This window comes from Dactylosporangium sp. NPDC048998 (genome assembly GCF_043197855.1).
Lineage (GTDB): Bacteria > Actinomycetota > Actinomycetes > Mycobacteriales > Micromonosporaceae > Dactylosporangium.
The window spans coordinates 19,877-45,928 of the sequence record NZ_JBICTV010000008.1 but is presented as its reverse complement, the minus strand read 5'-3'; the positions used below and the strand labels follow the sequence as shown (position 1 = coordinate 45,928).

22 protein-coding genes are annotated in these 26,052 nt (G+C 72.7%); 13 read left to right on the top strand and 9 right to left on the bottom strand.

The window, feature by feature from the left end:
• The first annotated feature begins 96 nt into the window (after positions 1 to 96).
• The gene (locus tag ACGFI8_RS20490) at positions 97 to 1,554 is read left to right on the top strand and encodes a peptide MFS transporter (RefSeq protein WP_392806964.1); all 1,458 of its coding nucleotides are present in this window, start codon (positions 97 to 99) and stop codon (positions 1,552 to 1,554) included.
• Between the two features lie 14 nt (positions 1,555 to 1,568).
• Here the strand turns inward: ACGFI8_RS20490 and ACGFI8_RS20485 are convergent, their stop codons facing one another.
• Both ACGFI8_RS20485 and ACGFI8_RS20480 read right to left on the bottom strand, forming a co-directional pair.
• Positions 1,569 to 2,210 (bottom strand): response regulator, encoded by a 642-nt coding sequence (locus ACGFI8_RS20485; RefSeq protein ID WP_392806963.1) that lies wholly within the window; start codon positions 2,208 to 2,210, stop codon positions 1,569 to 1,571.
• Positions 2,207 to 4,048 (bottom strand): sensor histidine kinase, encoded by a 1,842-nt coding sequence (locus ACGFI8_RS20480; RefSeq protein WP_392806962.1) that lies wholly within the window; start codon positions 4,046 to 4,048, stop codon positions 2,207 to 2,209. The genes ACGFI8_RS20485 and ACGFI8_RS20480 overlap by 4 nt, the downstream gene beginning before the upstream one ends.
• A 156-nt stretch (positions 4,049 to 4,204) precedes the next feature.
• On the opposite strand from ACGFI8_RS20480, the gene ACGFI8_RS20475 reads away from it, so the two are divergent.
• Entirely contained in the window at positions 4,205 to 4,837 is a 633-nt protein-coding gene (locus ACGFI8_RS20475) for a hypothetical protein (protein ID WP_392806960.1), read from the top strand.
• On the opposite strand, the gene ACGFI8_RS20470 is transcribed toward ACGFI8_RS20475, so the two are convergent.
• Positions 4,838 to 5,470, bottom strand: coding sequence for a class I SAM-dependent methyltransferase (locus ACGFI8_RS20470; RefSeq protein ID WP_392806959.1), 633 nt, complete (start codon positions 5,468 to 5,470; stop codon positions 4,838 to 4,840). It lies immediately after the preceding gene.
• 94 nt (positions 5,471 to 5,564) lie between these two features.
• Here ACGFI8_RS20470 and ACGFI8_RS20465 point away from each other — a divergent pair, with 94 nt between their 5' ends.
• Complete coding sequence (locus ACGFI8_RS20465) at positions 5,565 to 6,755, top strand: sensor histidine kinase (RefSeq protein WP_392806958.1); 1,191 nt, start codon at positions 5,565 to 5,567, stop codon at positions 6,753 to 6,755.
• Positions 6,756 to 6,775: 20 nt separating this feature from the next.
• Entirely contained in the window at positions 6,776 to 7,396 is a 621-nt protein-coding gene (locus tag ACGFI8_RS20460; protein ID WP_392807354.1) for a response regulator, read from the top strand.
• Between the two features lie 15 nt (positions 7,397 to 7,411).
• Here ACGFI8_RS20460 and ACGFI8_RS20455 read toward each other — a convergent pair whose 3' ends face one another.
• A complete protein-coding gene (locus ACGFI8_RS20455; protein WP_392806956.1) occupies positions 7,412 to 7,969 on the bottom strand; it encodes a DUF664 domain-containing protein in 558 nt (185 codons plus the stop codon).
• A 70-nt stretch (positions 7,970 to 8,039) separates the two neighbouring features.
• On the opposite strand from ACGFI8_RS20455, the gene ACGFI8_RS20450 reads away from it, so the two are divergent.
• The 3 genes from ACGFI8_RS20450 to ACGFI8_RS20440 all read left to right on the top strand — a co-directional run bounded on the left by ACGFI8_RS20450 (position 8,040) and on the right by ACGFI8_RS20440 (position 10,844).
• Positions 8,040 to 9,032: a helix-turn-helix transcriptional regulator gene (locus ACGFI8_RS20450; RefSeq protein ID WP_392806955.1), complete on the top strand. Its 993-nt coding sequence runs from the start codon at positions 8,040 to 8,042 to the stop codon at positions 9,030 to 9,032.
• Between the two features lie 138 nt (positions 9,033 to 9,170).
• Positions 9,171 to 9,695, top strand: coding sequence for a hypothetical protein (locus ACGFI8_RS20445; RefSeq protein ID WP_392806954.1), 525 nt, complete (start codon positions 9,171 to 9,173; stop codon positions 9,693 to 9,695).
• A 45-nt stretch (positions 9,696 to 9,740) separates the two neighbouring features.
• Positions 9,741 to 10,844 carry a hypothetical protein gene (locus ACGFI8_RS20440; protein WP_392806952.1) on the top strand — a complete coding sequence of 368 codons (1,104 nt, stop codon included), beginning with the start codon at positions 9,741 to 9,743 and terminating at the stop codon, positions 10,842 to 10,844.
• Here the strand turns inward: ACGFI8_RS20440 and ACGFI8_RS20435 are convergent, their stop codons facing one another.
• On the bottom strand, positions 10,845 to 11,918 hold the full coding sequence (locus ACGFI8_RS20435) for an ROK family protein (RefSeq protein WP_392806951.1): 1,074 nt from the start codon (positions 11,916 to 11,918) through the stop codon (positions 10,845 to 10,847).
• Between the two features lie 295 nt (positions 11,919 to 12,213).
• Between ACGFI8_RS20435 and ACGFI8_RS20430 the strand changes: the two genes are divergently transcribed.
• The 3 genes from ACGFI8_RS20430 to ACGFI8_RS20420 are packed head-to-tail and all read left to right on the top strand — an operon-like array spanning position 12,214 to position 15,795.
• Positions 12,214 to 14,556 carry an adenylyl cyclase gene (locus ACGFI8_RS20430; RefSeq protein ID WP_392806949.1) on the top strand — a complete coding sequence of 781 codons (2,343 nt, stop codon included), beginning with the start codon at positions 12,214 to 12,216 and terminating at the stop codon, positions 14,554 to 14,556.
• Positions 14,557 to 14,615: 59 nt separating this feature from the next.
• Positions 14,616 to 15,653 (top strand): WxL protein peptidoglycan domain-containing protein, encoded by a 1,038-nt coding sequence (locus tag ACGFI8_RS20425; RefSeq protein ID WP_392806947.1) that lies wholly within the window; start codon positions 14,616 to 14,618, stop codon positions 15,651 to 15,653.
• A 10-nt stretch (positions 15,654 to 15,663) separates the two neighbouring features.
• The gene (locus ACGFI8_RS20420; RefSeq protein ID WP_392806945.1) at positions 15,664 to 15,795 is read left to right on the top strand and encodes a hypothetical protein; all 132 of its coding nucleotides are present in this window, start codon (positions 15,664 to 15,666) and stop codon (positions 15,793 to 15,795) included.
• A 24-nt stretch (positions 15,796 to 15,819) separates the two neighbouring features.
• Here ACGFI8_RS20420 and ACGFI8_RS20415 read toward each other — a convergent pair whose 3' ends face one another.
• The 4 genes from ACGFI8_RS20415 to ACGFI8_RS20400 are packed head-to-tail and all read right to left on the bottom strand — an operon-like array spanning position 15,820 to position 23,276.
• Entirely contained in the window at positions 15,820 to 16,806 is a 987-nt protein-coding gene (locus tag ACGFI8_RS20415) for a hypothetical protein (protein WP_392806944.1), read from the bottom strand.
• On the bottom strand, positions 16,781 to 18,100 hold the full coding sequence (locus ACGFI8_RS20410; RefSeq protein ID WP_392806942.1) for a CHAT domain-containing protein: 1,320 nt from the start codon (positions 18,098 to 18,100) through the stop codon (positions 16,781 to 16,783). Before ACGFI8_RS20410 ends, ACGFI8_RS20415 begins: the two co-directional genes overlap by 26 nt.
• Positions 18,097 to 20,967 (bottom strand): AAA family ATPase, encoded by a 2,871-nt coding sequence (locus ACGFI8_RS20405; RefSeq protein ID WP_392806940.1) that lies wholly within the window; start codon positions 20,965 to 20,967, stop codon positions 18,097 to 18,099. Before ACGFI8_RS20405 ends, ACGFI8_RS20410 begins: the two co-directional genes overlap by 4 nt.
• Complete coding sequence (locus ACGFI8_RS20400; protein WP_392806938.1) at positions 20,964 to 23,276, bottom strand: NB-ARC domain-containing protein; 2,313 nt, start codon at positions 23,274 to 23,276, stop codon at positions 20,964 to 20,966. Before ACGFI8_RS20400 ends, ACGFI8_RS20405 begins: the two co-directional genes overlap by 4 nt.
• A 197-nt stretch (positions 23,277 to 23,473) precedes the next feature.
• On the opposite strand from ACGFI8_RS20400, the gene ACGFI8_RS20395 reads away from it, so the two are divergent.
• From ACGFI8_RS20395 to ACGFI8_RS20385, 3 genes are all read left to right on the top strand, one after another.
• The gene (locus tag ACGFI8_RS20395; protein ID WP_392806936.1) at positions 23,474 to 23,941 is read left to right on the top strand and encodes a hypothetical protein; all 468 of its coding nucleotides are present in this window, start codon (positions 23,474 to 23,476) and stop codon (positions 23,939 to 23,941) included.
• A 232-nt stretch (positions 23,942 to 24,173) separates the two neighbouring features.
• The gene (locus tag ACGFI8_RS20390; RefSeq protein ID WP_392806935.1) at positions 24,174 to 24,773 is read left to right on the top strand and encodes a hypothetical protein; all 600 of its coding nucleotides are present in this window, start codon (positions 24,174 to 24,176) and stop codon (positions 24,771 to 24,773) included.
• The gene (locus ACGFI8_RS20385) at positions 24,770 to 25,915 is read left to right on the top strand and encodes a GPP34 family phosphoprotein (RefSeq protein ID WP_392806933.1); all 1,146 of its coding nucleotides are present in this window, start codon (positions 24,770 to 24,772) and stop codon (positions 25,913 to 25,915) included. The genes ACGFI8_RS20390 and ACGFI8_RS20385 overlap by 4 nt, the downstream gene beginning before the upstream one ends.
• The last annotated feature ends 137 nt before the right edge of the window (positions 25,916 to 26,052 follow it).

Here is a 26,052-nt window from a genome sequence, read left to right as displayed (position 1 = left end):
GGCCCGGGAGCCGCCACTCCCGGGCCGGCCCCGCACCGCCGGGCGGCCGCGAGCCCGGAAAGGGGTGGGCGGCGCAAAGCTGGGTAGCTGTCCGGCATGGCCGCAACCGACGCGCCGGCGCGCGAGCGCACGTTCTTCGGTCAGCCGCGGGTGCTGGCCAACCTGTTCGGGGTCGAGCTGTGGGAACGCTTCTCGTTCTACGGCATGCAGGGCATCCTGCTGATCTATCTGTACTACGGGGCCGCCCGCGGCGGGCTCGGCATCGACGAGGCGACCGCGACGAGCATCGTCGGCGCGTACGGCGGCCTCGTCTACCTGTCCACGATCGGCGGGGCCTGGCTCGCCGACCGGATCGTCGGCAGCGAGCGCGTCCTGTTCGGCAGCGCCGTGCTCGTCATGATCGGGCACGTCTGCCTGGCCCTGGTCCCGGGCCTGACCGGCGTCGGGCTCGGGCTGGTCAGCATCGCGCTGGGCAGCGGCGGCGTCAAGGCCAACGCCACCTCGCTGGTCGGCTCGCTCTACGACGAGCGGGATCCCCGCCGTGACGCCGGGTTCTCGCTGTTCTATCTCGGCGTCAACGTCGGCGCGTTCGCCGGGCCCTTGCTGACCGGGCTGCTGCAGCAGCAACTGGGCTTCCACTACGGCTTCGCGCTCGCCGCCCTGGGCATGGCGTTCGGGCTCACGCAGTACGCCCGCGGCCGCAAGCGACTGCCCGCGGAGGCCAACGAGGTGCCGCACCCGCTACCGCGCACGCGGCTGCCGCTGGTGGCCGGGTTTGTCGCGGCCGCGGTGGCCCTCGTCGCCGCGCTCGCCGTCTCGGGCGTGCTGGCCCCGAGCCGGCTGGCGGGCGTCGTGGGCCTGCTCAGCGCCGCGGCGGCCGTCGCCTACTTCGCGGTCATCCTCGCCAGCCGCGCCATCGACCGGGTCGAGCGCGACCGGGTGCTCGCGTTCATCCCGCTGTTCGTCGCCAGTGCCGGCTTCTGGTCGCTGTACCAGCAGCAGTTCACGGTCCTGACCGTCTACGCCGACAAGCGCCTCAACCGCGACCTGTTCGGCTGGCAGATGCCGGTGTCCTGGGTGCAGTCGATCAACCCGGTCTTCATCATCGTCCTGTCGGGCGTGTTCGCGGCGCTGTGGACGCGGCTGGGCGACCGGCAGCCCTCCACCCCGGTGAAGTTCGCCGCCGGTACCGTCATCATGGGCGTGGCGTTCCTGCTGTTCCTGCCGATGGCCGGCACCGGGCCCCACGGCGCGCCGCTGCCCGGCCTCGTCGGCGTCATCTTCGTGCTCACGATCGCCGAGCTGCTGCTGTCGCCGGTCGGCCTGTCGCTGTCGACCAAGCTCGCCCCGGCCGCGTTCCACACCCAGATGGTCGCGCTGTTCTTCCTGTCCGTGGCCCTCGGCACCGCCGCCGCCGGCGCGCTCGCCGCCCATTACGACCCAGCCCACGAGGTCCCGTACTTCGCGGTGCTCGGCCTCGCCGCGATCGTGCTCGGCGCCGTCATCGCCGCGCTGACCCCGCTGATCCGCCGCCTGATGCGCGGCGTGCGCTGAGCCGGCGTGTTGGATCAGGCTCCACCGAGGCCGGCCTCGCGGGCCTTGACGATGGCCTCCGCGCGTTCGGAAACCTGCAGCTTGGTGAAGATGTTGGACACGTGATTGCGGACGGTCTTGAGGCTGATCATCAGCTCATGGGCGATCGTGGCGTTGCCCTTTCCCGCCGCGACCATCTCCAGTACTTCCCGCTCGCGCTCGGTGAGCGAGGGGAACGCGGCGGCGGCCGACCCGGAGCCGCTGGCGAAGTGGGCGATGACCCGCCGCGCGACCTGCGGTCCGAAGATCGCCTCGCCGGCGGCGGCCGCCCGGATCGCCCGCTCGATCTCGTCTTGTTCCGCGCCCTTGAGCAGGTAGCCGTGTGCTCCGGCCCGCATCGCGGCGAACACCGAGTCGTCGTCCTCGAACATCGTGAGGACGACGACGGCAGCCGCCGATCCGGAGCGCGTGAGCCTGCGGGTCGCCTCGATGCCGTCGAGGCCGGGCATGCGGATGTCCATCAGAATCACGTCCGGGGCCAGCGACGCGGCCGACTCGACGGCACCGTCCCCGGTGTCAGCCTCGCCCACGATCTCGATGTCGCCGGTGCCGGCCAGCATGAGTTCCAGCCCGCGGCGGTATGCCGGATGGTCGTCGGCGATGAACAGCCGGATCATGCCTCAGCCTCCGCCCGCTCTTCGCTCAGCGGCAGCACGGCGCGCACGATCAGGCCGCCCTCCGGCCGGCTGGTGATCGTGCAGCTGCCGCCGAGTTCGGCCGCCCGCTCGCGCATCGAGGTCCAGCCCACACCCCGGGTGGTGGTCCGGTCGGTGCCGTGGCCGTTGTCGGAGACGGTCAGCTCGAAGGAGCCATCCACCTCGACACCGACGCGGCACCGGGTCGCACCCGCGTGCCGGGCGACGTTGGTCATCGCCTCGGAGACGATCCGGAAGGCGGCGACCTCGACCGCGGCGGGAAGCGGTGGGAGCGTGTCAGGTCCGGTGACCTCGAACGTGACCTCGCCGGACAGGACAGAGGCGCGCTGCCGGATCGCGTCGAGGAGGCCGACCTCGTCGATCGCCGGTGGCCGAAGGTCGTCCACGAGCCGACGCACTTCCGCGATGGCGGCCTTGACCTCGTCTCGTGTCTCGGCGATCAGGGCATTCCGCTCCTGCGGATCTTTCCGGGACTGCGTGGCATTGAGCTTGAGCACGATGGCCGCCAGCGACGGGCCGACGCCGTCGTGCAGGTCCCGGCGGAGCCGGCGACGCTCCTCCTCGCGGCCGGCGACGATCCTGCTCCGCGACTCCCGGAGTTCGTCGTTGAGCTGCTCAGCCCGCACCAGAATCGCGGCATACCGCGCCAGATCCTGAACAAGGTCCAGCTCGGTCTGCGAGAACTCGCGCCCCGCCGGGACCTCGATCGCGAGGTACCCGACGTGCTCGCCTCGGTGGACCATGTGCGCCCGCAGCGCGGTGTCGTGCTCGGACGCTGACGGCTCCACCCGGACACCATCCACCCTGAGGGCGGCGGCGACCGCATCGGTCACAGCCGTGATCAGCCCGTTCGGGTCAGCCGCCTCGGCGCGGTCGGCCAGCAGCCGGATCGCAGCTTGCGGATCGGAGCGAAGGCCGTAGACCCACCGCTCGATCCGCCCGCGAAGGAACGAGTACGCCGGATGCACGGCCACCGCGACGACCCCCACCGCCAGCAGCCCACCCACGGTGCCGTTGCCGGTGAGCCGGTCGGTGCCGAACAGCAGCAGCGCGTAGACGGCGACGACGGCGGCCACGAGGAGCAGGTAGGTCAGCGTGCGCGACAGCACGAGCCGAATGTCGAACAGCCGGTGCCGCAGGATCGCGATGCCGACGGTGACCGGGAGACCGGCCGCTACCAGGCCCAGCGCGGCGGGGAAGAGCGGCCCGTCATCGAGCAGGAAGTAGTTCACCCAACCGGCCAGCAGCGTGACGGGGACACTGAGCGCTCCCCATACCAGCCAGAGCAGCTGCAGCCGCACGTCTCCCTGAGCCCCGCGCAGCCGCCACCAGACCGCGAAAAAGCTGCCGAAGGACAGCAGCACCACCAGCACCAGACCGACGACGCCGAGGAAACCCGAGACGGGCTCGGGCAACCACGGGACAGGGAGCCCGGCCCCGCTGTGGGTCTCCGCGAACCCCTGCCGGTCGCCGGCCGCGCCGATGACGAAGGCCAGCACACCGACCAGCCCGATCCGCACCCACCAGCGCCAGAACCCGTTCGCGGCGCGCCCGTCGGGCAGCAGGTAGGCGATGAGCACCAGGCACAGGAACAGCAGGACCCAGGCTCCCATGGTCAGCTGGTCGACGATCAGGCCGGCATGGAAGGTGGCCGGTTCGTCGAGCGTCAGCGTGACGAAGAAGAGCGCCCCGTGCGCCACCAGCAGCCAGCCGATCGGGTGCCCTGCGCGCGACCGCAGCACCAGCGCGCCGACCACGACGGGGACGGCGGCGCCGAGGAGGACCAGAGCGTGCTGCACACCGACATTCTGATGGGGCGGCAGCCCAGGTGTCAGCATGCCCGGGAACGGTTCCTGGCCCGTCTGGGACACCCAGATCGTGCGGCCGGGTCGATCGGTGCGGGAGGTTCGGCACGCCGGTGAGGGTCACCGGCCCGCATTAGGAAGGAGCCGGCGATGCCGCTCTCCACCTTCGAGAAGTTCCTGCCCTGGACCGGTGCCGTGGCCGGCATCCTCTGGGCGGTCCAGATGCTGACCGAGAAGTCGCCGGACGATCCGGCCGATGGCAAGGCCGTGCAGGTCATCGGTGATGCGGTTGCGCAGAACTATGTCGCCGGCTTCGCGCTGCTCGCCGGCGCACTGATGCTGATCTTCTTCGCGGCCGCGGCCCGCCGGTCCCTGCGCTCGGGAGAGGCCGGCGAGTCGACGTACTCGTCGGTCGCCCACGGCGGCTTGCTGGTGGCCGGCGCCGGCTTCGGCCTGCTCGGGGTCATGCGGATCGCGCTGACCAACTCGGCCACAGCCCACGACGCCGCCGCTACCGCGACGATCGGCCAGCTTGCGCTGGTCGGCTGGCTGCCCGCATTGGCCGGCCTCGTGGCCGCGTTCTGGGGCCTCGGCCTCGGCGGCCTGCGCAACGCCACCCTGCCGAAGTGGTTCGCCATCAGCACCGTTGTCCTGGGCGTCGTCGGTGTGCTCGGCCCGCTCGCGATGGCCGTCTACCTGCTGCTGCCGCTGTGGCTGATCGCCGCCTCCGCCGTCACGGCCAGCCGCTCGGCCGCCCGCGAGCCCCAGCCCACCGGCGTCTGATCAACCGCGCACACGCCCGCGCAGGCCGGCTCGCTCGCCCGGCGGGGTCGAGGAGGAGCCCGCCGGTTCGCGGCGGCCGGTCGCGCGGTGCACGCAGGCGGGCGGGAGGTTGGTCCACACCAGCGGCGTGCGCTGCAGCGTCCGGAACCGGGCGCCGAGCTCGGCCGCGAAGTCCCGGGCCGGCGGGGTCCACGCCGCGTGGACGTACGCGAATGTGGTGAATCCGCCGTCCGGGGCGAGCACCGCGCCGACCGCGTCGAGGATCCGGGTCCGCAGCGGCCGGGGCAGGACGGTCCACGGCAGCCCCGACACCACGGCGTCGACCGGCGCGTCGACGAGGTCCGGGAGCCGTTCGGCCGAGTCGTGGACGACATCGACCGGATGGCCGCGGTACCGCCGGCGCAGCGCCGCGGCCAGCCGCCCGTTGGCCTCCACCGCGACGAGCCGCGCGTCGGGCGCCATACGAGCCAGGATGGCGGCGGTGACCGGCCCGGTACCCGGGCCGAGCTCGACGACGACGCGGGCGCGCTCCAGGCCCAGGCCGTCGGTGAGCGCCCGGGCGAGCGCGGGCGAGCTCGCCGCGATCGCGCCCGTCGTGCGTGGGTGCAGCAGGAATTCCCGGAAGATCGACATGTCGGCACGCTATGAACGGCCGCCGTAACCGGTCGTCCTCCCGCGAGCCCGCGGTCGTCCTTCCGCGGGAGGAACCGGCCGTATCGTGGGGCGGGTGTACGGGGTTGCTCGGCTGGTGTTGACGCGCGACGCGGCGCTCGCCGCGGTACTGGCGGCGGTGTCGCTGACCGCCCTGCCCGACGGGCGGCCGCGCGGGGTACAGGTGGCGCTGCTCGTGGTGCTCGTGTCGGCGCTGCTGTGGCGGCGCCGGCGGCCGCTCGCCGCGGCGGCGGTCGTGCTCGGCGCGGCGTGGCTGGGGCTGCTCGCCACGGTCTGGCGCGCACACCTGCCCCTCGGTCACCTGGCGGTGCTGGTCGTGGTGGGCACGCTGGCGCAGGCGGGCCGGCGCGGGGCGGCGGCGATCGCGGCCGCGGCCGGCGGCGGGTTCTTCGTGGCGTGGGCCGTGCGGTGGTACCCGGGGATCGGCGCACTGTGGGGCGCCGCGGGGTTCTGCCTGGCGCTCGCCCTGGCGTGGCTGCTCGGCGAGTACGTGCGCGCCCGGCAGGCGCGGGCGGCCGCGGATCGCCGGGCCCTCGCCGCCACGGCCGCCGCCGGTGAACGCGCCCGGATCGCCCGCGAGCTGCACGACGTGCTCGCGCACAGCGTGGGCGTCATGGTGGTCAACGCCGAGGGCGCCCGGCTCATGCGCCACGCCGACCCGGCCGTCGTCGACCGCACGCTCGAGCTGATCGGCAGCACCGGGCGGGCCGCGCTGGACGAGCTGCGCCGTCTGCTGGCCGCGCTGGACGAGCATGCGAGCACGCTCGCCGACCTCGAGGATCTCGTCCGTCGCCGCGGCGCCGGGCTGCACCTCACCGGCGCCGGGGACGGGGTGCCGCCGGAGGCGCTGGCCCAGGCGTACCGCATCGTGCAGGAGGCCCTCACCAACGTCCTCAAGCACGCCGGCGAGGGCGCCTCCGCGGACGTGTACCTCGACCTCGGCCGCCAGGGGCGCCTGCGCACGCTGCGCGTCGAGGTGCTCGACACCGGCGGGACCGCTCCGATCGCCCCGACCGGCTCGACCGGCTCAGCTGCCGGCCTGCCGTCCTCCGGGCGCGGGCTGGCCGGCATGCGGGAGCGGGTCGCGCTCGCCGGCGGCACGTTGGCGGCCGGCCCGGTCGAGAGCGGCGGGTTCCGGGTGGTCGCGACGCTGCCCTGCTGCGGCTCCACAGCCGGCTCTCAGCCGCGCACAGCGCACCCACAGGCGGGCGGCGGCACGATCGCAGGGTGGGGGCGCGCGTACTGATCTGCGACGACCAGGAGCTCATGCGGGTCGGGCTGCGGATGGTGGTGGACAGCCAGCCCGACCTGACCGTGGCCGGCGAGGCCGCCGACGGGGCCGCCGCGGTCGACCTGGCCGAGCGGCTGCGCCCGGACGTCGTGCTGTTGGACGTACGAATGCCTGGTCTTGACGGGGTGACCGCGGCCGCGCGGATCGCCGCGACCGTGCCCGGCGCGCGGCTGCTCATGATCACCACCTTCGACCTCGACGAGTACGCCTACGCCGCGCTGCGGGCCGGCGCACACGGCTTCGTGCTCAAGGACGCGCCCGCGGCCGAGCTGCTGGTCGCGATCCGCGGCGTGCTGCGCGGCGACGCGATGGTGGCGCCGGCGGTGACGCGGCGGCTGCTGGAGCGGTACGTGACCGGGTCGGCCGCGCCCGAGCCCGACCCGCGCTCCGAGCTGCTGACCGAGCGGGAGCGGGAGGTGCTGGGGCTGATCGCGCTCGGCCTGAGCAACGCCGAGATCGCCGGGCGGCTGTTCCTCGGCGAGACGACCGTGAAGACGCACGTCGGCCGGATCCTCGCCAAGCTGCGGCTGCGCGACCGGATCGGCGCAGTGGTCTTCGCCTACGAGTCAGGCCTGGCGCGCCCGCGCTCCCATTGACCCGCGATCGGCCGGTCAGGCGCCGGCCGCCTGCGGCGAGTCCTCGCCGACGAGCCCGTCGACGGCCTCGCGCAGCAGGTCGGCGTGGCCGACGTGCCGGACGTACTCGTCGTGCAGGTCCACCACGATGCGCCGCAGGTTCGGCGAACCGCCGCCGTCCCAGGTCGTGTACAGCGCCGGCCGGTCGAGGCCGCCGCCGGCGAGCGCCTTCGTCATCGCGGCCCGCGAGCGCGCGACCGCCCGCCGCCAGAGGTCGTAGAGCTCCTCGGGGGTGTCGCCGGCCGCGGAGCGCCATACCCAGCCGGGGTCGGCCCTGGCCTCGGGCGCGTCCAGCGGCGGCCCGGGTGGCTCGCCGGTGAAGTCGACGGTGTACCGCTCCTCGACCGCCGCCATGTGCTTGAGCAGGCCGCCGAGGGTCATCATCGACGGCGGCTGGCGCCGGTTCAGGCCGGCTGCGTCCAGGCCACCGCACTTCCATGCGAACTGGGCGCGGGAGCGGTCGAGCGCGAACAGCAGGATCTCGGCCTCGCCGGCGGTCGGCGCCGGCTCGTGGATGGTGGTGTCGTCGGTCATGCCCGCCACGCTAGGCTCAGTTCCGGACGTTTCGCGTCCGGAACCGTCGGCGATCGCGGAGGAGGACGCCGTGGAATCCGCCGTCGGCCCCACCGCTCGCGCGTTGCTGGCGCTCGAGCTGATCCAGGGCAGCCCGGGCATCACCGCGGACCGGCTCGGTGAGCGGCTTGGCGTGTCGGAGCGGGCCGCCCGGCGGTATGTCGGCATCCTGCGCGCGGCGGGCATTCCGATCGAGTCGGCCCGCGGGCCGTACGGCGGTTACCACGTCGGGCGCGGACTGCGGCTGCCGCCGCTGATGTTCAGCGCGACGGAGGCGCTCGGCCTGGTCATGGCGGTGCTCGACGGCCATCACGACGCGGGCGACCCGACCGGCCCGGTCGGCAGCGCGCTGGGCAAGATCGTGCGGGCGCTGCCGGAGCCGGTCGCCGCCCAGGCCGAGGCGGTCCGCCGGTCCGCCGCCGCGGCGCCCGACCGCGCCGCCGCCCGGCCCGACGCCCAGGTCACGGCCGCGCTCGTGCGGGCCTGCTCACAACGGCGGCGGGTCCGTCTGGAGTACCGTTCGGAGGCCGGCTCGGAGTGGGACGCCGAGGTCGACCCGTGGGCGGTCGTCGTGCGCCACGGCCGGTGGTACCTGCTGTGCTGGTCGCATTCGCCGAACGCCCGCCGGGTGTACCGGATCGACCGTGTCCGGGCCGTGGAGGCGCTCGCCGACCGGTTCGACCCGCCGGCCGGGCTCGATCCGGTCGCCGCGCTCGAGGAGCACCTCGCCGACGGCTGGGAGTACCGGGCCGAGGTGGTCGTCGACGCACCGCTCGACGCGGTGGCGCCGCACGTCCCGCGGACCCTGGGCCGCCTCGAGCCGGCCGGCGCCGGGACGTGCCGGCTGGTCGGCACGACGAGCAATCCATGGTGGTACGCCGAACAGCTGGTCGGGCTGCCCGCGCCGTTCCGCATCGAGGGCGGCCCGGAGGTGCGCCACACGGCCCGCGTGCTCGCCCAGCGCCTGCTCGCCGCGGCCGGCGAGGGCGAATCTGGGTGGCGACGCGATACAACGGAACGGTGAAACACGGCGGAGGCGATGCGGGCCGAGGCGGCCGGGCTGCCTGATGGCCTGGACGACTTGTCGGGTTGCCAACAAACCCTGGCCGTCGAGTGATGGGTTGTTACGATCGCCGCGTTGTGCCGCCCAGAAAGGCCTACGTTGCCACGCTCATCGACCTTCAAGAGCACGCTGTTCACCGGCAGCGCTGTTCTCACGTTCCTGCTGACCGGATGCGGCTCGTCCTCGGACGCTCCCCGCGCCTCGGCGACGGACGGCGCCGCCGCTGCCACTGACGGCGCTGCCGGCGGCGGAAAGAAGACCTGCGCGATCGCACCCGCGTCGCTGATCAACTCCACGCTCGGCATCACGGCGGGCGATCCCGAGGAGCAGGACAACGGGTCGGTGACCGTGTGCACCTACAGCGGCACGACGATCGTGCGGTTCGACACCGCTACGGACGCGGCCGCCTTCGCGACCGAGAAGCAGACCTACGCGCCGCACGGCATGAAGACGACGGACATTCCAGGATTCGCCGACGAGGCTTACTACGCCACCCTGTCGGCCGTCGGGATCACCACGAACACCGTGGTGGCCCGTAAGGGCTCGATCGAGGTGCAGATCAGCTCGAAGGCCACCGTCGATCAGGAGAAGGCTTTGGCCGAAAAACTCTTCGCGCTCCTATGATCGTCGCGTGACCACGGTGTGATGTCCGGCCGGGACGCTGAGGCCATGCGAGTTGGTCGCTTGATCCTGTTGCCGGTCCTCGCCCTCGTCCTGACCGGCGGCCTCAGCGGCTGCTCGGCGCCGACGTACGAGACCGCCGTCGACGTCTATGTCGACGGCGACCAGCTGGTGCTCGGCGAAGATCTCGCGTACCCCTACGGCTTGTCGGGCCACGTCTCCCAGGCCGCCACGACCACCGACGGCGTGCACACGCTCGACGTCCCGGGCTGGCGCGACGCCGATCATCGGGCCGGGCCGGCGCGCTCCAGCTGTCTGGCCGACGAGCCCGCGCACTGCTTCCGGGCGGTGGCCGGGCATCTGGCGGTCGAGGAGACGACCGACGGCACGAACTGGCGGCAGGTCTGGGCCGTGCCGGACAGCCGGCGCGCGTTCCTCGCGAGGCAGTACCCGGAACTCGGCCCGGTCGCCGCCGACCTTTCCACCCTCGCGGTCGCCGCGTTGCGCGGCCCCAGCGGCGTCATCGTGGCGGCCGCCAACGGGCGCGACGGCTTCGCGCTGCGCGATGGTGCCGGACACTGGCAGCGGATCGGGTTTCCGCCCCACCCGCCCGGCCCGCTCAGCTTCTCCGGTCGCTTCATCTTCCGTGAGTACGGCGCGGCGGCACTGCTCGCCGCCGCGCTGATCCTGCTCGGCGCCGCAGCCAGCCGGCGCGACCGCGATCAGCGCATCGGGTGGGGCGCGCTGCTGCTGGTACCGGTGGCCGGATGGGCCCTGCTGCTGTTCGGCGACTACGACTACGGGCTGCTCAACGTCGCATTGAGTGCGCTGGTCCTCGGCCCGATCGTGACGGCGGCTCTGGTCGTGGGCCTCCTCGCCGCCGTCCGGCAGCGTCGATGGCGCAGCGGTGTTGCGATCCTCGGCGTGGCCGCCGTCGCCGGGGCGGCGGTGGCGTTGACGTTCAACGGCTGGAGCGCCGGCCGGCCCGCGTCCTATAGCGTCGCCTGCCTGATCGCGCTGGCAGTGACCGCCCCGGCGGCCGCCGGTGTGCTCGTGCTCGCCCGGCGGGTGGCCGCCGCTGGACCGGCCGACGACGTGCCCGCCCCGGGTGCCACGTTCGCCGACGTACCACCGCCTTTCGGGTCGAACTGATCAGCGGCGGCGACGGGCCGTTCCGAGCGACGCGCCCGCCCACGCCTCGTGGGTCGCCCGGTCGAAGGCGCCCCACTGCGCCGAGCGCAGGCCCAGCCGGGCGGCGGTGAACGTGACCCGGCGCGACGGCTCGTGCCGCGCGTACGCGTCCTCGGCGCTGCGCACGAACGCCGCGTCGGTGCTGCCGAGCACGCCGCCGAGCACGACCACGTCCGGGTCGACGAACGTGGCGACCTGCGCCAGCGCGGCCCCGACCGCCCGGCCGGCGGCCCGTACGCTGGAGGGGGTGCCGTCGCCGGCCACGCTGACGAGCGCGTCGAGGCATCCGGTGCGCCCGCACCGGCAGCGCAGCCGGCACCCGGGCACCGGCACGTGCCCGATCTCGCCGCTGACGCCATGCGTGCCGGCGAAGATCCGCCCGTCGATGACCAGGCCGCCGCCGACCCCGTCGCCGGCGCTGACGTAGATCAGGCTGCGTACCGGCGGGGCGGCGGCGTGCACGTACTCGCCCCAGGCGCCGAGGTCCGAGCTGTTGTCCACGATGACCGTCGTCGTCGCCGGCAGGCGCAGCAGCTCCGCCGGGCGTACGCCGTCCCAGCCGGGGACGCTGCCGATCGGCCGTACAGTCCGCTCGACGACCGGGAACGGTACGGTCACGCCGACCGCCCAAAGGTCGCGGCGGCTCCGGCCGTGCCTGGCGAGGGCCTCGGTGAGCATGCTCCGGGCGAGGGCGAGCGCGTCCGTGGCCGAACCGTCGACCCGCCAGCTCACCCGGCGCTCGTCGACGACGTCGTGGTGCATGTCCCCGACCGCCACCCCGACGTGCCGGTGCCCGAGGTCGATGGCGCCCACCCAGCCGCGGTGCGGTACAAGTTTCAGCTGCGTCGAGGGGCGGCCGCGGCGCACCGGGCGGTCCGCCGCGTGCTCGGCGAGCAGCCCCTCGGCGACGAGCTCGGCGACCGTCTGGGCGACGGCGCTGCGGGACAGCCCGATCAGCCGGGACAGGTCGTGGCGGGTGCGGGCTTGGCCACGATGGACGAGCTCGAGCACGGTTCGCCGGGTGGTGGACTGCATCCGCGGCTCCTTTCGTGCATGGAGTCTCGGCACGTTGCGGGGCCGCGGCAATCGGCTGTTCATTTCGTCCTGTCGGTGGACGAAAGGTGAGCCTACCGTCGACGGCGCGACCCCGGGCTCCCCGCCGCCCCGCAGTGCCGGTGCCGCGCAATCCGTGATTCACCAGCTCTCGCGGGTGTTCGGAGCGCGGTCGCGAGAGCGCTCTCAACAAGGGAGAGGCACGCGAGTGTTCCCGCCGCTTTCTCGCGCCAGGCCCCGAACCTGGCGCGTCACACGAACCGGGCTTGTCGCCGCCGTGGCGGTGGCCGGGTCGGCGCTCGTGGCGTTACCCGCCGCCGCGGCGCCCGACGAGCCGGACTTCGGCCCGAACGTGACCATCATCGACCCGTCCATGTCCGTCGACGCCATCAACGCCGCGCTGGCCGCCGCCTCGGGGGAGTCCGAGTTCAGCACCGCCCGCCACGCGATCTTCTTCAAGCCCGGCACGTACGGCTCGGACGCCGGCGCGGCGAACCCGCTCACCGCCACCGGCATCGTGCTGGGGACCGTCGGCTACTACGAGACGGTCGGCGGCCTCGGCGCCAACCCGGGCGACGTGCTCATCAACGGGGCGCTGCACGTCGACGCGGTACACGGCGCCGAGACCGACCCGTGGAACCACCAGTCACCGGGGTCGCTCACCCGGTTCTGGCGTTCGATGAGCAACCTCGCGATCAACCCGATCCAGCGGCCGATCGACCCGAACGCGCCGAGCATCGACCCGGCCCGCGCCGACCCGCACCAGCTGCGCTGGGCGGTGTCGCAGGCCGCGCCGCTGCGCCGGGTCGACGTCCGCGGCAACCTCACGCTGATGGGACGGTACGGCGAGTACGCCAGCGGTGGCTACCTCGCCGACTCGCGGGTCTCCGGCACGATCCTGTCCGGCTCCCAGCAGCAGTGGTACACCCGCGACAGCTCGGTCGGCACCTGGAACGGCGGCGTGTGGAACATGGTGTTCTCCGGTGTCCAGGGCGCGCCCGCCCAGGACTTCCCGGACAGCCCGTCCGGCGACCTAGCGCACAACAAGTTCACCACGCTGGCGGCCACCCCGCTCTCCCGGCCGGCGCCGTACCTGACCTGGAACGAGACCGACGGGTACGCCGTCTTCGTCCCCGACGCCAAGCGGAACACCGCCGGGGCAGGCTGGCAGAACGGCACCCAGACCGGCAGCTCGCTGCCGATCGGCACGTTCTACCTGGCCAAGCCGGCGGACAGCGCGGCGACCATCAACGCGCAGCTGCAGGCGGGCAAGAACCTCATCCTCACGCCCGGCGTGTATGCCCTGGACCAGGCCATCGCCGTGAACCGGCCCGGCACCGTGGTCCTCGGCCTCGGCATGGCGACCCTGGCGCCGACCGCCGGCAACGCCGCGATCACCGTCGGGGACGTGGCCGGCGTGAAGCTCGCCGGGATCACCGTCGACGCCGGCGCGACGCCCTCGCCGGTGCTGGTGCGTGTCGGCCCTGTCGGCGCCAAACAGTCCAGCGCCACCGACCCGACGACCCTCTCCGACGTGTTCGTCCGCGTCGGCGGGCCGCAGGTCGGCCGGGCTGGTACCGCGATCGAGGTCAACGCCGCAAACGTGCTCCTGGACGACATCTGGGCGTGGCGGGCCGACCACGGTGCCGGCGCGGCATGGACGGTGAACACCGCCGGGCACGGACTCGTCGTCAACGGCGACAACGTGACCGCCACGGGGCTCTTCGTCGAGCACTTCCAGCAGCAGCAGGTCGTGTGGAACGGCAACGGGGGTACGACCGTCTTCTACCAGAGCGAGACGCCGTACGACCCGCCGAGCCAGGACGCCTGGACCGACGGCACGCAACTCGGCTTCGCCTCGTACAAGGTCGGCGCCGCCGTGACCAGCCACCAGGCGTACGGCCTCGGCGTCTACTCGTTCTTCAACCAGGGCGCCGACATCCATCTGCACACCGCGATCGAGGCGCCGAAGTGGAGCACCGTGCGCTTCAACAACGCCGTCACCCGGTTCCTCAACGGCAGCGGCGGAATCGACAACGTGGTCAACAACGTGGGCGGCCCGGCGCTGAAGGGCAACGACGCGACGGCGACGAAGTACCTGCGGTCCTACCCGCCCGCCGGTACGCCCGACCCGCCGGCCCCCGGCGGCGGCCCGGACCAGCAGACGATCACCGCGACCATCGTCGAGGCGCCCGGCGAGTTCTCCTGGACGATCGATGCCGTCGACCACGGCGTCGTGCTGTCCAACGCCGCGAACATGGGCACCTTCCTGCAGTCGAGCGGCCAGCTCAAGCCCGTGAAGGTGACCGACACCCGGGCCGGCGGACCGGCCTGGTCGCTCTCCGGGCAGGTCGGCGACTTCACGGGCGGGCTGCCCGGCCGCTACCTCGGCTGGACGCCGCGCCTCGTCACCGGCGGCGCCGGTGCGGTGCCCGGCGGTGCCGTGGCCGCGGGCCTCGGCACCGGCAACGGCCTGGCCGACGCGTCGCTGCTCGGCTCCGCGGTCGACGGCCACGCCAAGGGCACCGCGACCCTCGGCGCCGACCTCGACCTGCGGGTGCCCGTCGACACCGCACCCGGCACATACACCGCCACGCTCACCCTGACCGCGCTCAGCTGACCGCACGACCCGCGGCGCCCCCGTTCGCGGGGCGCCGCGGGACCCTATCGGAGGCACCGATGAGAAGAACCCTCGCGTCCGCCGTCGCCGCGCTCGCCGCCGCGGCGCTGCCGCTCGTAGTGCCCGCCGCACCGGCCGCGGCGCAGCCCGCCGACGGGGTGTCCTGGGGCGTCGCGCCCGCCGCCAACGCGTTCGGCACCGGCCGGGCGCGCTTCGAGTACGGCCTGGACCCGGGCACGAGGATCGCCGACGGCATCGTCGTGGCCAACCATGGCGCCGCGCCGATCACCCTGCGCGTCTATGCGGGCGATGCCTTCACCACCCGTTCCGGCGGGATCGACCTGCAGCCGACCGGCACGACGCCGAAGGACGTCGGCGCCTGGATCAAGGTCTCCGCGGACACCGTCACCGTCGCGGCCGGCGCGGCGGTCACCGTCGCGTTCACCCTGACCGTCCCGGCCGACGCCACCCCCGGCGACCACGTCGGCGGCCTGGTCACGACCCTCGTGGACGAGGCGGCCGCCGGCGGTGTGCGGGTCGAGCACCGGCTGGGCTCGCGGGTGTACGCCCGGGTGAGCGGCACGCTGCGCCCGGCGCTCACGATCACCGACGTCCAAGCCGAGTACGCCGGCACCGTCGACCCCACCGGCACCGGCCCGGTCCGGATTACGTACACGGTCCGCAACACCGGCAACGTCCGGCTCTCCGGCCGCGAACAGGCGACCGTCGCCGGGCCGTTCGGCCTGCTGTCCCGCGACGCCGCCGGCGAGCTGCCGGAGATCCTGCCCGGCAACGCGCTCACCCGCACCGTCACCGTGCGTGGGGTGTGGCCCGCCACCCGGTTGACCGCCCGGATCGACGTCGTCCCGGCCGGCGCGACCGCCGACCCGGTGCCGCGCGCGAGCGCCGCGACGGCGCTGTGGACCGCACCGTGGGGCCAGCTGCTCGTGCTGGCCGGCGTCGCCGCCGCGGTGGCCGGCGTCCTCGCACTGCGACGGCGCTCGAAGCGGCGCGTCGCGGCGGCCATCTCCGCCGCGGTCGACGCGGCCCTCGCCGCCAGCCGCGCCGGCGAACAGGCGCCGGTCGACGCGAGGTGACGTTCGCCCCGTGGAGCAGGCGCTGGCCGACCCCGACAGCCTGGCGGACCGGTTCGGGCCCGACGACGACGCCGAGATGCGCCGGCGGCTGCCCAGGCTCTGGGCACTGTTCGGAAGCGGCGATCAGACGGTGCTGCGGTAGGCCGCACGTCGAGGCGAAGAAGCGTCAGCGGCCGAGCGCGGCCAGTGACAGCAGTAGATGCACGGTTTCCGGGTACCAGATGTCGGAGTGCGCGCCCTGTACCAGGCCGCCGTCCTGGAAGCGCCACGCGGCGTCGACGCTCGTCACCTTGCTGAAGTCAGCGAGCCGGTATGGCTCGCCGAGCGGGCGCAGGTCGGTCACGCGCGCGCCGGCGGCGCCGATGGCGCCCAGGCCGGGCGTACCCTCGGGGAGTTTGTGCCAGAGCGCCAGCGCGCGGTCATGCGGGCTGAACGTCAGTACCGCCGGGCCGGCGATCGGGGCGGAGCCGTCCACGAGCGGGCGGAATCGGTCCTTGAAGATGCTGGGCGGCGCGGCCATCTGCAGGCCGACGAAGGTGTCGACGGCGAAGGGGAACCTCGACTGCCAGGGCCAGGCGAGCGTGCCGTGCTCGGGCGGCGCCGCGGCCTCCTTGATGGCCTCGCCGAGCATCCGGCATCCGAAGGAGTGGCCGACACAGTGGAGGTACTGGCCACCTGCCGTCCGCAGGACGTCGGCGCCCTCCGGGCGTCGACGCTCGTGGTCGAGGTACCCGAGCAGGGCGGCGATCACATGGGCAGCGTGCCCGGTGGTGGTCATCGCGTGGGCGCGGTCGCGGATGCGTCGGTAGCCGTCCGGCAGCGGGTTGCTTTGCGAGGGCCACTGCACGGATACGAAGAACGGCCGGAACGGGGTGAGCGGCGGGTAGCGGTCGGGGGCCTCACGGTAGAGCTCCCAGACGGCTGAGAACAGCCGGCGTGAGGAGGTGGCCGCCCGCTCCGGGGTGGTCTGCCAGCCGTGAGCGAACACGAATATGTCGGTGACCCGGTCGGGCAGGCGGATCAGGCCGCCGAGGTGCCGAGCCACCTGGGCGGGCGCGACTGGCCGGTCGCCGTCGAGCAGCATTCCGTCGGCGTTGAGCCGCACCGTGTCGTAGGCGGTGAAGTCGTCAGCGTCCGGCAGCGGCGAGTCCATCAGGGTTCTCCATCTGGCAGAAATGGCTGTCGATGCCCTGGTAGAGCGAGTACGTGAGACCGAGCGGGTTGCGCTTCTCCCCGGCGAAGGCGCGGACGGCCGACCGGACCGCCGGCCCGAGCGGCCGGCCCGCCGGGAGGATCCGTGCGAACAGGTCCTCGGCGAAGGCCGCCGCGAACCGGGCCGGGATATTGACGCACGGGGCCAGCAGGCAGCCGGCGCCGCGCTGCAGCAGCACCGCGCCGAGCTGGCTCGCGGAGGCCGTGATCAGCCGCCCGCTCTGGCAGGCGTTGAGCAGTACCAGCGGGCTGCTGCGCAAGCCCCCCGCCTTACCGATCCAGAACCCGAGGTCGCCGGCGGAGATCAGCCCCTCGTCCTCGTCGCCGGGGAGCCGCAGGTACGCCTCACCGTTCAACGAGGGCACGCAGTGGCAGCAGAAATAGACGAGGTGCGCGGCGGCGCCGTCGCCGGTCAGGTGGTCGCCGACGGTCTGGCGGGTCGTCGCCTTGTGCGTGCTGCTGAGCCGCGCCAGCGTGGCGACGACGGGCGCCGCGACGGCCGTAGGCGTGTCGCCGCGGCCCGGCCCGTCCAGCCGCTCGTCGTAGTAGGCGCTGGCGTTGATCCGCTTGCCGGTGAACCGGATGTCGGCGTCCAGGTCGTATTCGCGCTCGAAGCGGTGCTCCACGAGGTGCCGGAACCCGAGGAACGCCTCCGGGTCGACGTTGCCCAGCTCCGGCGCGTGCCATCCGTCGCGCGGCACGTACAGCATGGACCACGGCGCGACGAGATCGTTGGACGTGAACGTGACGACCTGCTCCCGCCGCCACAGCGCGGTCCGCACCTCCTCGCCGAGCGCCTGCAGGGCCGGCCCGCCGTTGTGGAACAGCTGCCAGAACAGCTGATAGCCGGCGGCAGCAACGGCGTGCCACATCCGTTCCACGGCCGTGCCGGCCACGTCGCTCAGGTCGACAGCGTCGGTGAAGGGCCGTCGGTAGTTGGCCTCGGGGCCCTCTGTGGCCGGGTCCTGCCACTCGATCACCTGCGTCGACCAGGTCTGGTGCAGGTCGTCGATCCAGCCCTTGACCATCTCCGGGTCCGCGTCGAGATACGCGAACGGGAAGCGGCCGCCCATCGGAAGATCGAGTCCGAACGCGACCACTTCGTACCTGCCGCGGGCAACCTCCTTGATCCGGATCTTCAGGGTGCGGCCCCGGCTTTCGCACACCGGCAGCGGACGGCGGAACTGGTTGACGTTGTCGATCGCGTTGGTCGGTCCGAGGTCGTACCGCGTCATGCTGCCACGCTGTCGTTCGAGGGGGTCACGTTTTGCTCGGCGAGGTCGGTGCGTTGTAGCAGGGCGCCCCGGTCGGCGTCGTAGAGCGAGATCTGCATGCGCAGCGGGCCGGGCCGGCGCGGCACGACCTCGAAGAGCTGTGCGGTGAGCGGAGCCCAGGCGTCGAGCCGCGCCGCGCGGGCCCGCGGCGTCACGTCGGCGTCGTGCGCGTCGAGAAGGACCGATACCCGGCGGGCGCCGGCGGGCGGCAGCCGCTTTGTCAGTGCGGGCGCCGTGATCGAGTAGCCGACGGTGAACGGCGTGCCCACGCGCAAGGCGTCGTGCTCGCCGCGCTCCAGCCAGGCGACCGGCTCTCGCCCGCCGGGCTCGCTGGCGAACGCATCGGACGGCAGCCCTGGCAGGCCGGCCGCGCCGAGCGCGCCCGCCGCGCCGGCCGGGTCGCCGTGCGCGTGGAAGACAAGCGCCGCGCCGACGAGCGTGCTGGTGGCTCCGGCGATGTCGCCGGTGCTGAGCAGCAGTTCGCCCTCGGCCCAGCGCAGCCCGGCCCACAGCGGCGCCCGGTCGTGCCACAGCAGCGGCTCGACGAGCTCGGCGTCGGTCGTGGCGAAACCGTATTGCTCGATCGCTTCGCCGCGCCGGTCGCACGCGAGCAGCGCCCGGACGAGGACGCTGCGGGCACGGACGGCACCGACATGGTCGTGCATGTGCTGGAAGCGGTAGAGGGCCTCGGCCGCCCGGTGCACGGCGCGGGCGCCCGTGTGGTGACGGTTGCGCGCGTCGGCCCGGAACTCGTCGAGGCGCAGCTCGGCCAGCCGCAGCAGGATCACCGCGGCCCGCGACGCGTCGTCCTCGTAGCGGGGCAGCAGCTCCCGCAGTACCCCCGACGCGGCGCGCCACCGGCGCCGGCGGCGCAGCACCTCGGCCGCCGCCCACTCGTACCAGAACTCGGCCTCCGCATCATGCTCGCCGGCGGGGCGCTCGCCGACCGACGTCCGGTCGTACACCGCAGCCACCCGCATGAGGCTGACCAGCCGCTCCGTGTCGCGGTCCTCGGTCCGGCCCGCCAGCAGTGCGGCGCGACGCAGCTCGTGGTCGGCGTCGCGGAGGTGCCCTGCGCGCAGCAGCGCTTCCCCGATCCGGCGGTATGCTTCGGCCTCGAGGCGGGTGGACCGCGCGCCGGGGTCGGCATTCGCCGCCGCGGCGGCGGCGTCGAGCGCCGAGAACGCTTCGGCACAGCCGGGTAACTCTTCGTCGCCCCGGCGGTAGCCGCCCAGCCGGCCCAGGAACCGGCCCCTGGCCAGCTGAACCCGGATCCGCGCGTGCGGGTCGTCGTCGGTCTCGGCGTTCCACTCGGCCGTCTGGAACGCCGCCGTGACATCGCGCCGGTCCACCTCGTCCGGCACCGAGTCGCCGAGCTGCGCCGCGATGCGCCAGGTTACGCCGCCGCGTCCGGCCCCGTCGGTGGCGCGGACGCAGCGCAGCAGGTTGCGGTACTCCGCGCGGACCCAGCGGTCGGGCAGCGGCTGCTCGTCCAGCGCGTGGGAGTACGACAGGCTTCCCTGCTCCGGGGGTGTCTCGCTGGCGAGCCGGAACACCTCCTGGTAGACCTCGTCGAAGCGGCTCATCGGCCAGTCGAGGTCGATGCCGCTCTCGCGGAGCCGGGTCTGGGCGAACGCCCGGAACAGCGGGTGGAAGCGATAGCGGTCCAGGCCGCTGACTTGGTCGAGCCCCGCGAGCTCGAGCAGCTGCCGTTCGGCGAGCCGGCTCACGATCGAGGCGATCTCGGCCTGGTCGCCGCGGTCGCTGTCGAGCCCGAGCAGCGGGATGAGCATCCAGGGCACCAGGCTCGGCGTCTCCAGCAGCGACAGCAGCTCGAACGCGCGCTGCTCATCGGCGGTCAGCCGGGCGTATTCGCTCTCGATCCGCTCGTAAACGATCTGCAGCACGTCGGCGAGTTCACCGTCGTCCTCCTTCTCCTTCTCGTCCGGGCCGGGCGGCGGCGCCGCCAGCTCCCGCAGGCGCCGCGCGGCCTGCGGCAGCCCGATGCGCTCGCGCACCACCGCGTCGCCGACGGCACGAATGGCCAGCGGCAGCCGACCGAGCCGATCGACGATCTCGATCGCGAACTTCTCGTCGTTGGCCTCCATGTTCGTCACCGCCCGCAGCATCTCCAGCGCGCCATCCATGTCGGGCACGTCGAGCCGGAACGACCGGACGCCCAGCGCCGGGCCGAGGTCGCGCCGGCTGGTGACGATGACCGCGCATTCCTTGCCGGTCGGGATCAGCCGGGCCACCTGGTCCTGATCGCGGGCGGCGTCGAGGATGACCAGCACTCGGGCGGACGCGGTGAACGACCGGAACCGGGCCGACCGGTCGACGGTCGAGGCCGGCACCGCCTCGCCGGGCCGTAGAGCGGCCAGGAATCGGCTGAGGATCTCGGCCTCGGCGCGGATGTTGCCGGCGTTGCCGAGATTGGCGTACAGCTGACCGTCGGGGAACGCGTCGGCCAGTTCGCGGGCGAGTTCGCGGGCGAGCGCGGACTTGCCGACTCCGGGCATGCCGTGAATCGGCAGGATGATCGCGCCGTTGGACTCCCCGGGCCGGCGGAGCTCGTCGAATCGGCTCCGTAGCCTGCGTAGCTCCCAGTCGCGGCCCCGGAATGTGACCAGGCGCGGCGGGCGCTCACGCAGCCGCCGCGGCCGGACGCGGGCGAGCGTAGCCAGCTCGACCGCGGCCGCGGCCGCGGCGGCGAGCAGGACCACGCCGAGGCCGCGCCACCACCAGGAGCCGGTCCCGAGATACAGCCAGGCGGCGCCGACCGACCCGCTCATGACAGCGGCCCCGGCCGCCCACACCGCCCTGGTCATCGCCTCGCACCGCCGCTCGCCGTGACGGCCGTCCGCGACGCCCGCTGCGCGGCCCGCCGGTCGGCACGAACCCGCTCGGCGCGCCGGTGATTGCCGACCGAGCGGTACAGCCACTCAGCCATCCGCCACAGGTTCTGCGCCTCCTCGTGCTGGCCCAGGCCGGCCTGCGCAGCCGCCAGCCGGTCCGCCGCCCGGGCCTCTACCCAGGTGTCGCCGCAGTTGCTGAACGTCTCCAGCGCCTCGGTCAGGAATCGCACCGCGGCCTCGGTGTCCCCCTCCGCCTGCAAGGCCCAGCCGATGATCTCCCGGCAATGCCCGCTGCCATACCGGTGGCGCATCTCCTCGAAGCCGTCCAGCGCCTCCGAGGCCAAGGCAATCATGTCGGTGGGCCGCCGGTCCTTTCGTGCGGCCTGGGCCCGCTCGTAGCCGATCCAGCTGTACCAGAGGCGCTGACCCAGTCGCTCGGCGTGCTCGGCACCGACCCGCAGGATCTCCTCGGCTTTGCCCGGGAGGTCAAGGGCCAGCAAGACCCGGCTCTCGGAGTAGGCGAGCGGTGCCCATTGCCGGGGCTGGCCGGTGCTACGCCGGCGGGCCTCCCCGATGTACTGCCGGCCCCGCTCCGGGTCCGACCCCAGCGACTCGACGACGGCGAACTCGCGGAGCAGCCGGACGTGCTCGACCCGGTCGCCCAGGCGCGAGCATCGGTCCAGCGCCTCGGCCAGCTGGCCTCGGGCGGCGTCGAGCTTGCGCAGCCGCCGCAGCAGCTTCGCCTCGATGCGCAGCGCGCGGACCCGGGCCAGCGACTCGTCCTGCGATGGCGACAGGGCCAGCAGCTCCCGGACGTCTTCGAGGCCGCCGAGTTCGGCGAGCAGGTCAGCCATCGCGACGGTCGCCTCGGCCTCGCCGGCCGGGGAGATCTCCCGGGCGAGCGCCACGGCGTCGCGGGCGTTCTTGAACGCCCGGGAGATCGCGCCGTTCTCCATCGTCGCCTGCACCCGTTCGAACACCTCGCCCAGCTCGTCGCGCCGTTCCCGGCGGTTGGCGCGGCCCTCGGCGAGCCGCTCCCGCGCCGCGCGCTGCTCGTCGTCGTCGAGCTGGTCGGCGGCGATCCGGCGGGCGTACCGGTCCACATGCTCGAGCAGCCGGAAGGACTGGATCCCGGCGGCATCCTCGCTGCGCCGCTCCAGCAGACCGGCATCGGTGAGTCGCAGGCAGTACGTCCACGCGTCCGACTCACTGCTGTTCAGCAGCATTTCGAGCTCCCACGGGGCGAAGATCCGCCCGTCGAGCAGGCCGAGGCTGACGACCGCGTACTGCTCGCCACGGGTGAGCATCGCGTAGGCGAGGTCAAGGGCCTTGTCGAACTTCTGCTGGCGGCCGTTGCCGTGCTCGGCCATCAGCTGCTGGGCGAGGGCCAGGCGGCTGTGCGGCCGCTGAGCCAGGGCCATCCCCACCAGCTGAATCGCCAGCGGGTGGTACTCCGCCGCCCGGACCAGCTCAGCCGCCGCTTGGGCCTCGGCCTGGACCCGCTCGACGCCCGCGATCGCGCCGAGCATCACCAGCGCGTCGCCGGGCCGCAGCTCGGCCAGCGGGAACGGCTCGGCGGCCAGCCCTTCGACCGGTCCCCGGGAGGTGACGATCGCCGCACACCAGGGGCTCTGCGGCACCAGCTGCGCCACCTGGTCGAGGCCGGAGACGTCGTCGAGCACGATGAGCAGCTGGTTACGCCGGCTCAGGCGGCGGGTCAGGCGCCGGTACAGCACGGCCTGCGCCTTCGGTCCCTCGGGCATCGCCGAACCGGCCGGGCTCAGCGCCTCGATGAACCGGCGGCGCATCTTGGCGACCGAGTCGGCACGCGACGCCGCCGGCTCCGGCGTGCTGTCAGTGACGAACCGCGCGAACAGCTCGCCGCCGTTGAACTGGTCGGCGACTCGGTGGGCGGTATAGACGGCCAGCGCGGTCTTGCCGATGCCGGCGACACCCCAGATGTTGGCCACGCGAGGGCCGCTCGACGGGCCGCGTAGGAACGCCTCGAGCGAGGACACTTCCGATCCTCGGCCGGCAATGTACGTCGGCGGCGGCGGCAGGTTTGACGGCGGCACGAAGGCGGACATCTTTGCCGAGCGCCTGCTCAGGTGCCGCGCGAGCAGACCAGCGACGAAGCCGGCGGCCACCGCGACGAGCAGTGGCGCCTCGCGGGCCGGCGCCGCCACCGCCACGATGCCCGCGATGACGGCGGGAGCGGCGAGCGCCAGCGTCACCAGCACGCCCTCGGGCCGGGACCGATACCGCCGAAGCCATCGATCCACGGCAACCCCCTACGACCAGTAAGGTCAGCATGACCCAGAGGTTGACGGAATGCCATACACGAACAGGGGAGTGATGTTTGGTCCGATGCGGTGCTCGTTGTTGTCGGCGCTGCTCCCAGTCCTACCTGCCACTGCCCGACCCGCACTGTGACTTGGCCGTAGCGAGACTCTCCAGGCGGGCGGCAAACTCATACGTCGTGGAAAGCTTCGTCGCCGCCATCATCGCCGTTGCGGGAACCCTACTGGGTTCCATCGTTACGTTCGTCTTTCAGCGCGTCAGCGCGCAGCGTGCGGAGCGATTCGCCCGGGATGAGCGGCTTCGCCAAGAACGCCTCGCCAGCTACAGTGCCTTCGCCGGAGCCATCACGGAACTCCGGCAAAGCGTCATCAGCCTGTGGTTCACCCGCCGCAACCACACTGAAGGAACTGAGCTCACGGCCGCGCAACGAGAGTCCGACCGCCTGGGTGCGGCCGCCGACCACGCCCGCTTCCGAGTGCAGTTGTTGGCCGAGGACCCCCAGCTCATGACGCTCGCGGACGCGGCGGTCGAGCCCATCGGCGCCATCGTCCGTGCCGTCGATCTCGCCGCACTGCGAGAGCACGAAACGCGATGCCAGAACGCCCTGACAGCGTTCATCACGGCCGCCGGCGCGCACGTCCGCTGACTCGTCACCACGCGGGTCCGGGCGTCTCCCGGCGGACGTTGAGTTCACGCAACAGCGCCCGCCGTCAGCCCCTGAGTGCCGGGCTGAATCAACGCACATCGGCTTCAATGCCTTGACACAAGTCGGGAGAATGGGCGCGCCCGGAACCGCTACAGTGTGCCGGGCGCTTCCCTATCAACGGGCTCCAATGGCTTGAAAATCGTCGAAAGTTGATCTTAGAGAGGTCAGCCGTATGGTCGAGATCGGTGCGTTGGCGGGATCCGCGGCAACGGCGATCATTTCTGCGATGGCCGGTGATGCCTGGTCCTGGGTCCGTGCCGAACTGTCGAAGCTGTTGGCGCGCAGCGACAAAGCGCGGGAACGTGAAGAGATCGCACGTCTGGATACGTTCAGGGCTGAGCTCGCCACTGTCGCCGAACGGGATGTGCACAATCGTTTGCACGGGTACATCGAGGCAAGACTGGGCGACGATACCGCATTGCGCGACCCACTCTTCGCCTTGATTCAAAAGATCTACATCGAGGTGGGCATCGATCCGCCCGATGTGTTGACCGCGCAGCAGGCGAACGCGTCCAACAGCGTCGTGGTACAAGCGGGCGGCGACGCGAACGTAGTGGTTTCCGCGCCGCACGTCATCAACTTCACCGCGATGACCGGGCAGGAGGCCGCCCGGCGGCTCGAGGCGATGAGTCTCGACGACGCCCGGGCGGCGCTCGCCAACATGGACCCGGCGCTTGCCGCTCGGCGGCTCGCGTTCGTCGGACCCGCACGGGCACGGGACCTGCTCTCAAACGTCGACGAGGCTTTGCCGCCGAACTGCTGGCGAACATGACCTCCTCGGAGCAGGCCGCCGGCCTGCTGGCCGCGGTGGAGCCGACACAGGCGGCGGCGATCCTCGATCTGGCCTCGCCGGACTGGGCCGTCGCAAGGCTGGCAGAGATGGATCCTGACCGAGCCCTCATGCTGCTGGCCTCGATGGGCGCCAAGCGCATGGAGAACCTGCTCGCCGCGATGGAACGCCAGCAAACGGTCCGGCTGCTCAGCGCGGTGAGCAAGGTCTTCGCCGACCAGCAGCGGGCACGCCTCGGACTCGACTTCGCGCAACGCGAGGCGCAGCAGATCATCGACCGGGCCAACCTGGAGGCGGAGGCGATTCGAGCGGCTGCGCAGCAACAAGCCGACGCGGTGCTCTCATCTGCGACGCAGCCCTCCGTCGCCGGTGAAAGCGCCCAACCCAAGCTGCCCCCGCAGCAACGGAAGGCCGAGCCGGAAGCCGACCCCGAATCCGCACCTCCCCGCGATACCAGCGTCCAGCCAGCGATTGCTCCGGACGAACTGATGACACTGCCGACAGAGCTGTTCCTCCTGATGCACGGCAACGACGGCCGCCCTCGACTTCACCAGGCGGCGCTGGAGTTGGCGATCTGCGGGGCCACCCTCTGTGAGCTGGTCCGCAGCGGACTCCTGACGGTCGATGCCGACTGTCCCGTCGTCGTGAGCGGCAGGGAATGCACCGACCAGATCGGAGCGCTCGTCCTGCAGAGCCTAGCCACGGAGCCCCGACAGTCCGTCGCGCTCTGGTGCCGGCAGCTCCGCCGGGAACTGTTCCTGCGGTTCGCCCAGCGCCTCGCTGACACCGGCACGGTGCTGCCGGTACACAGGCGAAGGATCCTCGGGGCGACAGTCCATTACAAACCGAACGACCAGGCAAACGCCAACCAGCCTGCCGTCCGGCTGGTGCGATTCATGCTCGACTCCTCACAGCAGATCGATGAGCGCACGTATCTGCTGGCCGCAATCGTCAAGATCCTTGGTGCCGAAGCGGAGCTGCCGGCCGACCTGCGTGGTGCTGAGGTTCGGGAACTCCTGGCGAACCTGCTGAAGTCGAGGAGGCTGACCGCCGATCTACAGGCTGTCGTGGACGGCATCGAGGGCGCGTTCGTCTCGCTCATCTCGCTCCCGCGGATGCAGTGATGGTCACGCCACGCCGTCGACGTACGCCGGGCAGGGCTGGTCCTCTTGGGTCGCGTACCTGAGCGCTCAGTTACATACATCCGTGATGTGTTTGCCCTGCTCTCCTTTTCCAGGAAGTTCACAGGTGTGACTTTCAT